Source organism: Paenibacillus sp. OSY-SE (assembly GCF_000283315.1).
GTDB lineage: Bacteria > Bacillota > Bacilli > Paenibacillales > Paenibacillaceae > Paenibacillus_B > Paenibacillus_B profundus.
Map to the genome: position 1 here is coordinate 1 of NZ_ALKF01000205.1, position 14,417 is coordinate 14,417.

A 14,417-nucleotide genomic window follows, 5' to 3' on the forward strand; every position below is an offset into this window, starting at 1 on the left:
TATCCGCTTCCGTCGCTGTTGAATCCAAGTCATTGAGATGAGACTATGCGGGGATGACTCGGATTCAAAGGCGATCGCCAGGTCTATCCAGCGCATACCCTTCACCCGTATTTGTTTCATTTTCAACCTCCGGTACTGACACCGGTTCGGCCTGTTATTACGAGTCTATTTCTCTGCCATCTTATCACAAAACGCTTTGCCGTAGGCTGCCAGATCCGGCGGTCTGCGCGCAGATACCAAGTTGCCGTCGATAACGACCTCTTGATCGAGCCACGTTGCGCCTGCATTTTCCATATCGTCCCGAATGCCGGGAGTCGACGTTACCGTACGGCCTTGCAAAATTTTAGCAGAGATAAGAACCCAGCCTGCATGACAAATCTGTCCGATCGGCTTATCAGCCTCGTTCATCTGTCTGACGATGTTCAATGCATCCTCATAGCGGCGCAGCTTATCGGGAGCCCAGCCTCCTGGAACGAGCAGACCGTCGTAGGTGCTGGCATCGACATCTTTAAATGCGTAATTAGAAGTTGCTGGCACGCCATATTTCCCGATGTAAGTCTTACCAGGCTCGTCTCCGACCAGATGCACTTCAGCACCTTCTTCACGGGCGCGGTATATCGGATACCACAATTCTAAATCTTCAAATTCTTCATCCACAAAAGAGATGATTCGCTTTCCGCTTAAACGCATGAATGTTGTCCCTCCTTCGTATCTTGTACAGAGAAGCTTATTACCCAACTTCGCAATAAGCCGTTCCTATTTCCCAAATGATGTGTATTGAGTCTTTCCGATATATGACCTACGATGGTTTCAATAGGTTACATTGCTCGTGTATGGGTTGTTCGTTCTACTTTCTATTTAACCATAATGTCATGAAAATTAACATGTTTATTTAAAAGCGATCAGAATATTGTGATTTATATCATTGTTAAAAATGTTTTGTCATTCCAGTTGGTTTCTAGTTGTGTAAAAAAATACATCTTTTTGCATAGAAGGAGAATGAAAGACAAAGTCGAAATATACGTTAATCATAACGCGTAAGAGGCTATAGCATTAGGGTTCGAACTTCATTAACATCATCAAAAACATGAAAAATTAGGGGTGGACCGTATGTATAAACGTTGTACCTGTGGTCATTATATGGATTTAACGCTACGAACCGTTGTACACGCGCGTTCGGTGCATATTCACCGTGTTCCTGTATTTACTTGTACGAGTTGTGAACGTTCTGAACTGCTGTCGCTCGTTAAGAAAGAGATTGCAGAACTCATTCGAAATCGTATGAGCCTAATCGCTGCCAACTCGCATATCACCCAGCACGGACCGCTCGTGGTGTCATTTGATGAAGTTCATGAATTATCCAGCGTCCTGGCAGAATGTGTGGAAGAAGACGGTTGCGACGATATGGTGCCGGTGTTCGAACGCCGGATGGATGAACGCGTCAACCAACTGCTTGATCTGTATCTGATCGCGAAGACATGCAACGATACAATCTGGATGATGGACCTTCAGCGCAGATTAAAACAAGTTACATGTTTTAGTTTACAGCCATATAGGGTTAAAATAAGTTAAGAGGTTCCATAGATATCAGTTTGAATACAGATTGGCTGTTTTCAAGTAAGCGGATAAATTGTTAGCAGGAGGAGGTAAGCATGAAAGCTGTCAGTTCCTTGGAAAATTTGCAGGAAGCCATCGATTTGTCTTCACAGCAAATCGTAGTCTTATTCAAGCACAGCACGCGCTGTCCGATAAGCGCGCAGGCGGATGAAGAAATGGCGAAGGTGGAGGAGGACTATGGAAATAAGGGCGTAGGGTTCGGGCGTATACTCGTCGTGGAGAACCGTGATGTGTCCCTAGCTTGTGCAGAGAAGCTCGGCATCAAGCATGAGTCCCCTCAAGTGCTTGTACTAAAGAATGGCGAAGTCGCTTGGCACGCTTCACATAATGCGATCCGATACGACAAGTTGGAGTCTGTTTTGACAATGTAAAGGTAAGTTATGGTAAATCAAGGCGGTTTTGGCCGTGACATTGCGAATTTTCTGAAAATATCGTATCATTGAATGTAATATGTATGTTCGCATTAAATTTTCGGTAATTGGAGAGAAGGATCGTGACGGTAACTATTTATGATGTAGCGAGAGAAGCGGGCGTCTCAATGGCCACCGTTTCCCGGGTTGTGAATAACAATCCGAACGTGAAGCCGCAAACGCGTAAAAAAGTGTACGAAGCGATTGAACGTTTAGGTTATCGCCCGAATGCGGTCGCACGCGGACTTGCGAGCAAGAAGACGACGACCGTTGGGGTCGTCATTCCTGACATTTCCAATTCCATCTTTGCTGAAGTCGCGCGCGGTATTGAAGATATTGCGAATATGTATCATTACAATATCATTTTGTGCAACGCGGATAAGAAGAAGGATAAGGAAATACGTGTTATCAATACGCTCTTGGAGAAACAAGTGGACGGGCTCTTATTTATGGGCGGCGTTGTCACGGAAGACCACATTCAGGCCTTCCGCACCGCATCCGTGCCAATTGTGCTTTGTGCAACGACAGATGAGAATGGTATTATTCCGTCAGTCGATATCGATCATGAGGCGGCGGCTTTTGACGCGGTGAATACACTTATTCGCCACGGCCATCGTGATATTGCGATGATTAGCGGCACGCTTCAAGATCCGGCTAACGGATTTGCCCGGTTCCAAGGGTACAAGAAAGCACTGGAAGGTGCAGGAATCGAGTATAAGGAAGACTTGGTTCGAATCGGTAACTATCGTTATGAATCCGGTGTCGAAGCGATGAAGTATTTCCTTGGCTTGAAGAAGCGCCCGACTGCCATTTTTGCGGCAACAGATGAGATGGCCATCGGTGCAATCCACTGTATTCAAGATGCCAACCTGAAGGTGCCGGATGATTTCTCCGTCATTAGTGTCGATAATATTCGTATGGCCTCCATGGTACGTCCGCAACTGACTACAGTTGCACAGCCAATGTATGATATTGGTGCCGTAGCCATGCGTTTATTAACGAAGTTGATGAAGAAAGAGAACGTAGACAATTCACGCGTCATCTTGCCGCATGAGACGATTCTTCGTCTGTCGGTAAGCCAAGTGAACGAATAGCACACTGCCTAGTTGCAGGACAGAAGCCCCAGGACGATGGGGCTTTTTGTGTGAGCATGTATTTATCGAGACATAAGAGGAGGAATGGGTATGGCAATGGAAGCTGCCATTGGCATTATCGGCGCCATGGACGAAGAAATTGAATTGCTGCTGAAAGCCGCGCAACCGATTGAGGAAATTCAAGTGGCAGGGCTGCGTTATTTTCAAGGCAGTCTATTTGGCAAGCGCGTCGTCATTTGCAAGTCCGGAGTAGGGAAGGTTAATGCAGCCATTACGACACAAGTTCTCATCGACCGCTTTCACACGAAGACGGTGCTGTTCACCGGAGTAGCCGGTGCGGTTCATCCAGAGCTGAACATCGGGGATATCGTCATTTCAACGGCGTGCATGCATCATGATATGGATGTGACGGCGCTGGGGTTTGCGCCAGGTGTCATACCGTTCCAGGAGACGTCGCAATTTGCGGCTGACCCGAAGCTGATGCAGTTGGCTGAACGCGTATGTGAGGAGCATTTCCCAGGCCGCTACCAGACGGGCTTGATTTTGTCGGGCGATCAATTTATCGCGAGCCGGGATAAGGTGCGGGAGCTGTACGAGACGTTCGAAGGTGCCGCGTGCACGGAAATGGAAGGCGCGGCTGTAGCGCAAGCATGCTTTATTAACCAAGTTCCGTTTGTCGTCATTCGCTCTATGTCAGATAAAGCAGACGGCTCAGCGCATGTGAATTTTGCAGAATTTACGGTTGAGGCTTCTGAGCATTCTTATCGAATTGTGGAAAGCATGGTCAAGGAAATCGTCGTGTAACACGAGCAATTGAACTTTACAACTAGCAGGCCGTTGATATTGCGCATCTCATAGCCTTCCTCGTAGAGAAGGATGGAGCAAGCGTATGTCAACGGCCTATTTCAATCCCGCTGGTAGTTGAAGGACTTCATTCTCGAGTCAGTTCTAGCGCACATATTCCAGCGCCAGATTCTTCACATGAGCATTGCGCTCCTCAATGAAGTTCCGTCTAGGCATTGGGACCCAGCTCTCGACGTCATCAAGCCATGTCCCCGGCAGGGGCATAGGAGATTTCTGTGACCAATGGGTGACCCACGGGACAGGCAATTGGCGCAGTGGTTCATTCTCTAACAGCAGCCGCAGCGGGTCTTCGTTCATTTCTAACCAGAGCAGGCTCCACGCGCGCGGAACGACTTGCCATATTTCGTAGCCGCCGCCGCCAAGAGCGACCCATCTTCCGTCGCAATGCTCGTGCGCCAGCTGATGGATGAGTCGCGGCATCTCCGCGTAAATCCGCATGCTGCAGTGCATGTGTGACAGCGGATCCAGCGCATGTGCGTCGCAGCCGTGCTGACTGACGATCATATCGGGCTTGAACGAGCGGGCAACCTGTTGAATGGTCTCCCTGAAGCATTGCAGCCACGATTCGTCCTCTGTATACGGTTCCAACGGAACATTGACGCAGGCGCCGAATCCCTCTCCCGCCCCGCGCTCATGCACGAAGCCGGTCCCGGGAAATAAATATTTTCCCGTTTCGTGAATAGAGTAAGTAAAGACATCCGGGTCCGTATAGAACGACCATTGCACACCGTCTCCATGGTGAGCATCCGTATCGATATATAGGATGCGCGCGCCATAATGCTTGCGCAGCCAGGCTATGGCAACGGAGGCGTCGTTGTAGACGCAGAAGCCTGCGCCTTTCTCCCCAAACGCATGGTGAAGCCCTCCGCCCAAATGAAGGGCGTGTGCGGCTTGTCCCGACATAACTGCATCACATGCCGCGATAGAACCTCCTACAATGGCGCAAGCGGCGTCATGCATTCCGGGGAAGTAGGGGGTATCTTCTGTATGCAGCCCGTATTTATCTGCCCGTGACGTCCACTCCAGATGGGGACGAGGGTCACTGAGCCGCCTCACCGTTTCAATATAATCATCACGGTGAATTAATCCCAGCCATCGCTCCCACTCAGCGAGGGTTCCCTTGGGCCGGATAATTTGCGCTTCGTGCAAAGCTCCGGCATGATAGAGAAGGTCGTTCGTCATCACGACCCGCTGCTGATCGAATGGATGATCGGCGTGAAAGCGATAGCGGAGGGAATCATTGTGCATGAAGTATAGAGCATTTCCTGACATCTGATATCCATCCCTCTCATACAAACTAATAGAGGCAGTTCTAAGCGCAAAAACGCATGCAACACAATTAGTAGTGCGTGTTCAAAAAGGCCACTTTTCAGCACCGAAAAGGTTGCAAGAACCCGAAGCGTATGCTTCCGAAGTGGGTTTTGCTCCGCAAAACTTATAAGGAGGAGCGGAGTGTAGATGAGGCTACATGAGCACCTGAAATGTTTCCAAAGGAAACATACTCCGGAAGAATAAGCTCTTGAGGGTGAATGCAAGATTCGACGCCGAATAACATCTTGAGATGCTTCGTGATCAAAAGGGGGATTTTTGAACAACCTCTAATACATGAACCGTTGTCTAAAACGGACGCGATCGAACTGTTCCTTTGAATCGAGCGGCACGTCCTTTCCGATACGTACCATCAAACAGTTGGCAGGGTGGGCACAAATCTCGGGATCGTCAGTCGCATACCATATCATCTCGACCGACTGCATCAGCTTTTCCATCATTTTTCGGTAGTCCCATACGCTCAACCCCGTACCTTCCATATCCCAATGCCAATAATATTCGGTCGTAAATACGATATAGCTTTCCAATTGATCATCTTCAAATGCGGTGATGATGAGCTTTTTGCCTAATCCTAGAGAACGATAGTCATTTGCCACTTCGATGGCGCCGAGCTCGATTAAATCTTCCATATTTCCTTCGGACCAACGTTCCAGCTCATCGGGATAATGAAACGTGACATAGCCTACGATCGTCTGTCCGTCACGTGCAATAATGATGCGCCCTTCTGGCAGTTCCGCAATTTCGATGAGCGCCTGATGCTGTTCTTTCGGCCTTCGGAACGCGTTCAAATCGGCATGCATGCTTAAGGTGCGCAGCGCCTCAGGCTGAATGGGTCCTTCAACCACAACGATGCGTTCCTCATGAGGAATGATTTGCGCGTGATAACATTTTCGATGTTCCACACCTAGCAGCTCCTTTCGTCTCTATCCTATCGTTATAGCAAAAAAAGGGTGCTTTGAAAAGGAAAAGAATAGGCGAAAAGGTTTGCATGTGATATAATAATTTTGCCATAAAATTCATGGAATCTCCCCTTGACAGCACGAACGACATCATCGTCCTTGGAATTACAGCTTTCTGAAAGCGGTTTTATTGCATCGTCTGAAATCGTCTGATGGCTGAAGCGACCAATAAAGAAGGGAAAGAAATAGGAGGATGAAACGACTATGAGTAACGTGCAAGGAGAAATCATTGCTGCATCAGCAAGTAACCCGAATATGCAGAGCTATGAAAATTGGGCAGGAAATTTTAATTGGGAAGACGTGGAGAAGCAATTCTCTTGGTATGACACGGGAAAAGTAAACATGGCGTATGAAGCGATCGATCGCCATGCCGCGAATGGACGCGGAGACAAGGTGGCGCTTCATTACAGCGATGCGGAGCGGGATGAATCATACACATACGATGACATGCGCCGCAAGACGAATCAATTCGCGAATGTATTGCGTAAACACGGCATCCAGAAGGGTGACCGCGTCTTTATCTTTATGCCGCGCACGCCAGAGCTGTATTTTAGCTTTATGGGCGTATTGAAGGTGGGGGCGGTTGTAGGGCCATTATTCGAGGCATTTATGGAGACTGCCGTCAAAGATCGGCTGGAGGACAGCGGCGCGGTAGCGATCGTCACGACGTCAACGCTGCTTCAACGTGTGAAGCGCGAGGAACTGCCCCAATTGAAACATGTTATCGTGGTCGGCAACGATGTGCAGACCGGCGACGGACTGATTGATTTCCATGCTGAGATGGCCGATGCAGTGGAAGAAGCGGACATCGAATGGCTGGAGCGGGAAGACGGCCTTATTATGCATTATACATCCGGTTCGACTGGCAAGCCGAAGGGTGTCTATCATGTCCAGAATGCGATGATTCAACAAGCTTATTCAGGGAAGATCGTGTTGGATCTCAAGGAGGATGACATCTACTGGTGTACGGGCGATCCAGGTTGGGTCACAGGCACGGCCTACGGCATCTTCTCCCCATGGCTGAACGGCGTCACTAACGTCGTTCGCGGCGGGCGCTTCAGTCCTCAGGACTGGTACGGCACGATTGAAAAATATAAAGTGACGGTGTGGTACAGCGCGCCTACCGCTTTCCGCATGCTGATGAGCGCTGGCAACGACGTCATCGCGAACTTCGACTTGTCCAGCCTGCGCCATGTGTTGTCCGTAGGCGAGCCACTGAATCCGGAAGTGGTGCGCTGGGGGATGAAAGCATACAACCATCGCATTCACGACACGTGGTGGATGACGGAAACGGGCGCGCATATGATATGCAATTATCCTGCCATGCCTATCAAGCCGGGCTCGATGGGGCGTCCTGTGCCGGGGATCGAAGCGGCTATTCTCGACGATCGAGGCAACGTGCTGCCGCCATATCGCATGGGCAACCTGGCGATTCGCACGCCATGGCCGGCGATGATGCGCAAAGTATGGAACAACCCAGCCAAGTACGAAGAATATTTCCGCTTCTCCGGCTGGTACATCTCCGGGGATTCCGCGTATATGGATGAAGAAGGCTACTTCTGGTTCCAGGGTCGTGTCGATGACGTCATCAACACGTCTGGAGAACGAGTCGGTCCATTCGATGTCGAGAGCAAGCTGGTGGAGCACCCAGCTGTGGCGGAAGCCGGTGTCATCGGCAAGCCGGATCCGATTCGCGGGGAGATCATCAAGGCATTCATTTCCTTGCGCGAAGGGTATACGCCTTCCGACGAGCTCAAAGCGGAGATTGCCCAATTCGTCAAACAGGGGCTGTCCGCTCATTCCGCACCGCGGGAAATCGAGTTCAAGGACAAATTGCCAAAGACACGTTCTGGTAAGATAATGCGCCGTGTGCTGAAGGCATGGGAGCTGAGCCTGCCGACCGGAGACCTGTCTACGATTGAAGATTAATGTTCCGCACTCGTTCTATAAAGTGTTGACAAATTCATAATTGTGGGATATTATCCCAGTAGCGAAGCGAATTTGCAACGCGAAACGACAAGTACAGAAGAATGGACATAACATGTTACCGCAAGGGCATTCGTTATGGAAGTTCAGTCGCTATGTGACTGCCTTCTTAACGTATGCCCTTTTTGTCGTTCCGCTGTTTTCGCTTGCTTTACTTCCAATTTGGAGAGGGGTAATCGATATGAACGCAAAGCGTCCCACTTGGGGCAACTCCCTGAGGCTGCTCATCATATGCGTGCTGGTCGTGATGATGGCAGCAGGTTGCAATTCCGGCAGCAAGACGAATGAAACGGCGAGCAGCAACGGCAGCGGCACGGAGACCATGCAGAAAGAGGAGTCGAAGCAGGAGAACACCGATCAAGGCAATGATGAAGTGTCGGGCGATTTTGAAATCCAATATTTTGTAGGCGGCTACGGCGATCAAGGCTGGAAGATGATTTTGGCGGAATTCCAAAAGAAATACCCGAACGTGAAAATTAAGGAATCGGCTGGTTCTAAAATCAATGATCAGATGAAACCACGCTGGATTCAAGGCAACCCTCCTGATTTCGTATACATTGATGGTGCGGGATCGAATGCGACGCAAATGGTGCTTGACGATCAATTGATGGATTTAACCGATTATTATAAGGATGCCAAAAACGCGGATGACAATATCATTAAGGATGAGCTTCTGTTGAAGCCGATTGAATACGACGGTAAAATTTACACGCTTCCATTCGTGTTTGGTTCTTGGGGTGTGTTCTACGACAAAAAGCTATTTGCCGATAATGGGTGGACCGAGCCGAAAGATTTCGACAGCTTCTTGAGCGAGTCGAAGAAGATTAAAGATTCCGGCAAAGTGAATGCGCCGCTCATCTACACAGGGAAATATCCGTACTATTTCCACGGTGGCATTCTGGATTCGGCGTTTGTCGTGAACAACAATGACGATACGTCGATTTTACTCGATATGGCAGCATTAAAAGAAGGTATCTTCAAGAGTGACCCCGTAAAGAAAGCGTTGGCGCAAATGGTGCAAATAAGGGATGCCGGCATCATTGATCCAGCCTCAGCACCGATCAATCACATCGACTCGCAGATGCTATTCCTCCAGCATAAGAATGCATTTATACCGAACGGTCTCTGGTTAGAAAATGAAATGCAGAAAGATGTGCCGCAAGGTTTTGAATTCGGTTTCATACCTTCGATTACACAGCCAGCAGGCGGCAAACATATTGCGATACCGTTTACAGCAACGGTCGGCATTGCGAAGAAAGCGAAAAATCCTGCGGCGGCGAAAGCCTTCCTGGAATTTTTGTTCACGAAGCAGTCAGCTATTACATGGGCGGAACAGACCGGAGCTCTCGGCAATCTGAAGGCAGATCTCGACAATTCCAATGCAAGCGCCCTCGTGAAGTCAGCGATGAAATTTTATGGTTCTGACAATACGATCGTAGCGCCTTACGTGCAGCTGAATGCGGATGTCGACAAGGTGAAGCAAGATTCTACGCTCGCGCTTATGACCGACAGCATTACGCCAGAAGAATGGATGGATCGAATGGAGAAAGCGGCAGCGAAGGTGCGGAAATAACGGTAAAGATGAGGCGTATGCGCAAAGAAACGGATGTGTGTGGCCATTCGCCGCATGCATCCTTCCCAATACAATGTGAAATGGAGGGAGACACACGTGAACAGTACGCCACCTGTTCTAGGCGTGCCGGTTAAGCCGGAAGCGCCCCGCGGTTTCACTTGGAAGAAGAAACGAAACATGTTCATGTTCGTGTTCACCGTACCGACGCTGCTGTTTTTTTGCTTATTTATGATATATCCGATCTTTCACGGGCTCTACTTCAGCTTTACCGATTGGTCCGGCGGCTCAGAGACGAAAAACTTCATCGGATTCGACAATTATAAAGAGATGCTGAATGATCCGATTATCGGCACAGCGATTGTAAATGACTACTTCCTCGTGTTTTGGAAAGTGATCGGCATTGTCGGACTTGGTGTATTGTTCGCCGTCGTATTGACGAGGTTTCGGCTGCGTGGAACCGTATTTTTCCGATCTGTCTTTTTTATTCCGAACATATTATCCGTAGTTGTCATCGGGGTGCTGTGGAATTACATTTACAATCCGAGTATCGGATTTTTGAATTCATTTCTATCCTTATTTACGAGCGAGAACGTGCAGACGCCATGGCTCGGCGATACAAAGCTTGCAATATGGATGCTTCTGCCGCCCTCGATTTGGGCAGGAATTGGATTTGTTATGGTTCTCGTCATCGCGGCAATATTGAACATTCCAAAAGATTTGTACGAGGCGGCGAGCATCGATGGCGCGCAAGAGTGGCAGCAATTTTGTCGGATTACGATGCCGCTTGCATGGGAGCAGATTAAAGTCTCGATCTTGTGGGTCGTCATGACGACGCTGAACGGCTCCTTCGTGATCGTATGGATGATGACGGAAGGGGGACCGGATAATTCGACACAGGTAATGGGCTCCTACTTATATCAGATGGGATTCCGTCAATACCACTTCGGCTATGCTTCCGCTATCGGCGTCCTTATTCTTATTTTGTCATTAATTACGACTTTGGCTTTGCAGCGCCTCATGCGCAGAGATATGGTGGAATTAGCTTGATGCTTCGTGATCAAAAGGGGGCTTTTTGAACAACCTCAAATAATAAGCGTTCAAAAAGGTCGCTTTTCAGCACCGAGAAGGTTGCAAGAACACGAAGAAAGAGGAGCGGAGTGTAGGCGAGACTACATGAGCACCGGACTTCGAGAGTGAATGCAAGATTCGATGCCGAATGTGATCTTGGGATGCTTCGTGATCAAAAGGGGGCTTTTTGAACAACCTCTAATAATAAGCGTACAGAAGGGGGGACCTATATGCAATCTGCATGGCAGCATAAGCGCAACAACCCAGTCATCCGTTGGTTGCTTTACGCATTGATGGCGGTGTGGAGCGTCTGCGTCATATATCCGCTTATATGGACCGTTCTCGGCTCGTTGAAGAGCAATCAACAATTTATGCTCAAAGCACCGTGGAGCCTGCCGGACTGGCCGTTTCGCTGGGACAACTTCGCGAACGTTTGGAACAATTACAATTTAGGAACGTACTTTATGAATTCTCTCCTGGTGACGACTGTGAGTACGGTGCTGGCGTTATTGTTGGCATCGACAACCTCTTACATCATTGCGCGTTTTCCGTTTCGCGGCAGCCTTGCCCTATATAACCTCTACTTAGCCAGCATGATGATTCCACTTATATTAGGATTGATTCCATTGTTTTTCCTGTTATCGGATCTAGGGCTAGATAATTCGTTGTTTGGTCTTAGTCTCGTTTATACAGCGATTAATTTACCTTTCGGCATATTTGTGCTCGTCGGATTTTTCAAATCGCTGCCCAAAGAATTGGATGAAGCGGCTTCGATCGATGGAAGCTCCCATTACGGCGTGTTTTTTCGCATCATGCTTCCGCTCGCCAAGCCGGGAATTATTTCGGTTGGCATGATGAACGTATTGAACATTTGGAACGAATATATTATCGGTACAGTGCTTGTGAACGATCCTGGCAAGTATACCATTCCTGTCGGTATTGCGGTCATGCAAGCCGAAATGCAATACCGCACGGAGTGGGGAGCCTTGTTTGCAGGACTGCTGTTGTCCATCGTACCGGTTCTAATCTTATATACGATTTTCCAAAGACAGATTACGAGCGGCATGATGGCGGGAGCTGTGAAATAATGTGAACTAAAGTGCGAGATCAAAAGGGGACTTATTGAACAACCTCTTAAAGTAGGTGCGGAGCATGAGATTGATGTCTTATATGCAGCAGATCGGGCGTTCGCTCATGATACCGATTGCAGTACTTCCCGCGGCGTCGATCTTGGTTCGAATCGGAGAATTTCAATTTGAGACCCCTTGGCTTGCGGCGGTTGCCAGCGTCTGCAAGTTAGGGGGCGATGCCATTTTTGGGAACTTGCCCATTTTTTTTGCCATCGGCGTGGCGATTGGATTGACTTCCGGTCAAGGTGTGGCTGCGTTGGCGGCGGCGGTAGGCTATTTCGTATTTACAAATGTGCTGAAGCATTTCGAGACAGGGGCCGCTGCAGAGCTCGATACTGGCGTGCTTGGGGGCATGCTTTGCGGCGGACTTGCCGCATGGCTGTATCAACGATTTCATCAGGTTAAACTGCCGGAGGCCTTAGGATTTTTCGGCGGAAAAAGGTTTGTTCCGCTCATTACTTCGCTCATCATGGTCGTCGTCGGGGTCGGAGTGGGCTTCATCTGGCCTTCAGTGCAGCAATTGATCCGAGAAGTGGGCACGGGGGCGATGACGTCCAGTGAATGGGGGGCGGGGATTTACGGCATATTGAACCGCTTGCTCATCCCAACGGGACTGCACCATATTTTGAACAATATCGCATGGTTTCAACTTGGCGAATTCACGAATACAGCAGGCAGCATCATTCGTGGCGATATGTGGAGATTCCACGCGGGCGACCCGACGGCCGGTCTCTTTATGGCAGGCTTCTTCCCTGTCATGATGTTCGGACTTCCAGGCTACGCTATGGCCATCGTCCACGCGGCACATCGAGAGGAACGCAAGCGCATCGCATCGATTATGCTCACCGCATCGTTAACGAGTTTTTTGACGGGCATTACCGAGCCGCTGGAATTTGCCTTCATGCTGACCGTTCCTTTGTTGTATGCCATCCATGCAGTGTTCACTGGGGTTGCAATGATGCTGACAGCCTGGCTTGATATTCGGGCAGGCTTCGGATTTTCGGCCGGGTTTATCGATATGGTCATCACGTGGACGAATGGTCGCCATATGTGGCTGCTCCTCTTGTTGGGGCTCATTTACTTCGGGCTGTATTACACCGTGGCTTCCCTTGCCATTAAAGTATTTCATCTACAGACGCCAGGAAGACGCGAGACAGCGCTGCATGAAGCGGTTCAGCCGACAGGACTGCTGTCTGATGAGCTGGAGAGCAAGCTCGAGCAAATTATCGGTTGTGTCGGTGGGATGAGCAACATTCGTTCAGTGGATGCCTGTATTACTAGACTGAGGCTGCAGCTGTGGGACGATGCGAAAGTGGATGAAGCGGGACTATTGATGTTGGGAGCATTTGGATTCATGCGGGTAGCGAAAGGACATGTTCATATTATTATGGGAACCGATTCCGATATTTTGCGTGAAAAAATAGAGCAAAGACTTGGCGTAGCCGCATATATCAATGGGTAGTGCATAGGAGTGGCATAGAGTGGGGTGGACGTTTCTTGGATTAGATGGAGGGGGAATCAAATGATTGAACGTAAAATTGTTCATATCCTATCTCATAACGTTGTCATGACCAAGCTGTCAACGGGTAAGAACTCCATCGCTTTTGGCAAGGGGATCGGATTCCAGAGAAAACCGGGCATGCCCGTCAATGAGGCTGACATCAAACAGGAATTTTTGTTGCAAACCTCTGCAGTTCTGGAACACTATGAGCATATATTGAATGCTGTTGATTTCAAGATTATCGGAGTCGTAGAGGAAGTGATCGCCTTTGCTCAAGGGCATTTGGAGGGCGATTTCTCCGAAACGATTCACTCTGCGTTAGTGGACCATATTAATTTGGCGATTGAGCGTACGAAGCGCGGTCTCTTCATTCGCAATCCGTTCACGTTTGAAATTCAGCATTTATACCGGGATGAATATCGCGTTGCGGAGCATGCGATTGATTATTTGAACGAGCAGCTTGAGGTCGAGCTGCCGCCTGATGAGGTAGCCTTTCTCGCGATGCATTTTCACGGGGCAAGACGGAGCGAGAAGGGCGGACATGCCGTTTCTGAAATCAAGATCATTTCTAAGGTGCTGGAAGAAGGCAAAAAGATAGGCATCCGTTTTGATGAATCCCTTTCTACCATACTGTTTATCGGACATGTAAAAGGGTTGATTGACAGAGTGAAGGCAGGAAAGACCTTGAATAATTCACTGCTGGTTCAGATTCGCGAGGAATATGAAGATGCGTACGAACAAGCAATCATGCTGGCTGGAGCGATTGCGGACGGACTGAAGAAGCCCGTGCCTGCGGAGGAGATCGGATTTCTGACAATGCATCTGGAACGATTGGTTCAACGTCAGAATTTTGTTATATAAGTGCGAGATCAAAAGGGGGTTTTTG

The 14,417-nt window shown here is 49.0% G+C and carries 13 protein-coding genes; 10 read left to right on the top strand and 3 right to left on the bottom strand.

The annotated features are described in order from the left end of the window. Positions 1–165: 165 nt before the first annotated feature. Complete coding sequence (locus tag A372_RS0130920) at positions 166–690, bottom strand: type 1 glutamine amidotransferase domain-containing protein (protein ID WP_019424821.1); 525 nt, start codon at positions 688–690, stop codon at positions 166–168. 420 nt (positions 691–1,110) lie between these two features. Between A372_RS0130920 and A372_RS0130925 the strand changes: the two genes are divergently transcribed. The 4 genes from A372_RS0130925 to A372_RS0130940 all read left to right on the top strand — a co-directional run bounded on the left by A372_RS0130925 (position 1,111) and on the right by A372_RS0130940 (position 3,925). After that, positions 1,111–1,572: a hypothetical protein gene (locus tag A372_RS0130925; RefSeq protein WP_019424822.1), complete on the top strand. Its 462-nt coding sequence runs from the start codon at positions 1,111–1,113 to the stop codon at positions 1,570–1,572. 80 nt (positions 1,573–1,652) lie between these two features. Next, entirely contained in the window at positions 1,653–1,988 is a 336-nt protein-coding gene (gene ytxJ, locus A372_RS0130930) for a bacillithiol system redox-active protein YtxJ (RefSeq protein WP_019424823.1), read from the top strand. Between the two features lie 122 nt (positions 1,989–2,110). Further along, the gene (gene ccpA / locus A372_RS0130935) at positions 2,111–3,121 is read left to right on the top strand and encodes a catabolite control protein A (RefSeq protein WP_019424824.1); all 1,011 of its coding nucleotides are present in this window, start codon (positions 2,111–2,113) and stop codon (positions 3,119–3,121) included. Between the two features lie 96 nt (positions 3,122–3,217). Then, the gene (locus A372_RS0130940) at positions 3,218–3,925 is read left to right on the top strand and encodes a 5'-methylthioadenosine/adenosylhomocysteine nucleosidase (protein WP_026011397.1); all 708 of its coding nucleotides are present in this window, start codon (positions 3,218–3,220) and stop codon (positions 3,923–3,925) included. 144 nt (positions 3,926–4,069) lie between these two features. Here A372_RS0130940 and A372_RS0130945 read toward each other — a convergent pair whose 3' ends face one another. Together A372_RS0130945 and A372_RS0130950 are read right to left on the bottom strand one after the other, a co-directional pair. Beyond that, positions 4,070–5,257 carry an acetoin utilization protein AcuC gene (locus tag A372_RS0130945; protein WP_019424826.1) on the bottom strand — a complete coding sequence of 396 codons (1,188 nt, stop codon included), beginning with the start codon at positions 5,255–5,257 and terminating at the stop codon, positions 4,070–4,072. 326 nt (positions 5,258–5,583) lie between these two features. Then, on the bottom strand, positions 5,584–6,216 hold the full coding sequence (locus A372_RS0130950; RefSeq protein WP_019424827.1) for a GNAT family N-acetyltransferase: 633 nt from the start codon (positions 6,214–6,216) through the stop codon (positions 5,584–5,586). A gap of 261 nt (positions 6,217–6,477) precedes the next feature. Here A372_RS0130950 and acsA point away from each other — a divergent pair, with 261 nt between their 5' ends. The 6 genes from acsA to A372_RS0130980 all read left to right on the top strand — a co-directional run bounded on the left by acsA (position 6,478) and on the right by A372_RS0130980 (position 14,392). Further along, positions 6,478–8,202 carry an acetate--CoA ligase gene (gene acsA / locus A372_RS0130955; protein WP_019424828.1) on the top strand — a complete coding sequence of 575 codons (1,725 nt, stop codon included), beginning with the start codon at positions 6,478–6,480 and terminating at the stop codon, positions 8,200–8,202. Positions 8,203–8,440: 238 nt separating this feature from the next. Next, entirely contained in the window at positions 8,441–9,832 is a 1,392-nt protein-coding gene (locus tag A372_RS0130960; protein ID WP_026011398.1) for an extracellular solute-binding protein, read from the top strand. Between the two features lie 96 nt (positions 9,833–9,928). Then, positions 9,929–10,879, top strand: a complete 951-nt coding sequence (locus A372_RS0130965; RefSeq protein ID WP_019424830.1) for a carbohydrate ABC transporter permease — start codon at positions 9,929–9,931, stop codon at positions 10,877–10,879. A 251-nt stretch (positions 10,880–11,130) separates the two neighbouring features. Further along, on the top strand, positions 11,131–11,988 hold the full coding sequence (locus A372_RS0130970; RefSeq protein ID WP_019424831.1) for a carbohydrate ABC transporter permease: 858 nt from the start codon (positions 11,131–11,133) through the stop codon (positions 11,986–11,988). A gap of 64 nt (positions 11,989–12,052) precedes the next feature. Then, positions 12,053–13,492, top strand: a complete 1,440-nt coding sequence (locus A372_RS0130975) for a PTS transporter subunit EIIC (RefSeq protein WP_237728716.1) — start codon at positions 12,053–12,055, stop codon at positions 13,490–13,492. A gap of 60 nt (positions 13,493–13,552) precedes the next feature. Further along, positions 13,553–14,392 carry a PRD domain-containing protein gene (locus A372_RS0130980; RefSeq protein WP_019424833.1) on the top strand — a complete coding sequence of 280 codons (840 nt, stop codon included), beginning with the start codon at positions 13,553–13,555 and terminating at the stop codon, positions 14,390–14,392. The last annotated feature ends 25 nt before the right edge of the window (positions 14,393–14,417 follow it).

Coding starts and splice junctions, on each gene's coding strand:
- A372_RS0130920 (WP_019424821.1), bottom strand. CDS start 690: ATGCGTTTAAGCGGAAAGCGAATCATCTCTTTTGTGGATGAAGAATTT.
- A372_RS0130925 (WP_019424822.1), top strand. CDS start 1,111: ATGTATAAACGTTGTACCTGTGGTCATTATATGGATTTAACGCTACGA.
- ytxJ (WP_019424823.1), top strand. CDS start 1,653: ATGAAAGCTGTCAGTTCCTTGGAAAATTTGCAGGAAGCCATCGATTTG.
- A372_RS0130940 (WP_026011397.1), top strand. CDS start 3,218: ATGGAAGCTGCCATTGGCATTATCGGCGCCATGGACGAAGAAATTGAA.
- A372_RS0130945 (WP_019424826.1), bottom strand. CDS start 5,257: ATGTCAGGAAATGCTCTATACTTCATGCACAATGATTCCCTCCGCTAT.
- acsA (WP_019424828.1), top strand. CDS start 6,478: ATGAGTAACGTGCAAGGAGAAATCATTGCTGCATCAGCAAGTAACCCG.
- A372_RS0130960 (WP_026011398.1), top strand. CDS start 8,441: ATGAACGCAAAGCGTCCCACTTGGGGCAACTCCCTGAGGCTGCTCATC.
- A372_RS0130970 (WP_019424831.1), top strand. CDS start 11,131: ATGCAATCTGCATGGCAGCATAAGCGCAACAACCCAGTCATCCGTTGG.
- A372_RS0130975 (WP_237728716.1), top strand. CDS start 12,053: ATGAGATTGATGTCTTATATGCAGCAGATCGGGCGTTCGCTCATGATA.
- A372_RS0130980 (WP_019424833.1), top strand. CDS start 13,553: ATGATTGAACGTAAAATTGTTCATATCCTATCTCATAACGTTGTCATG.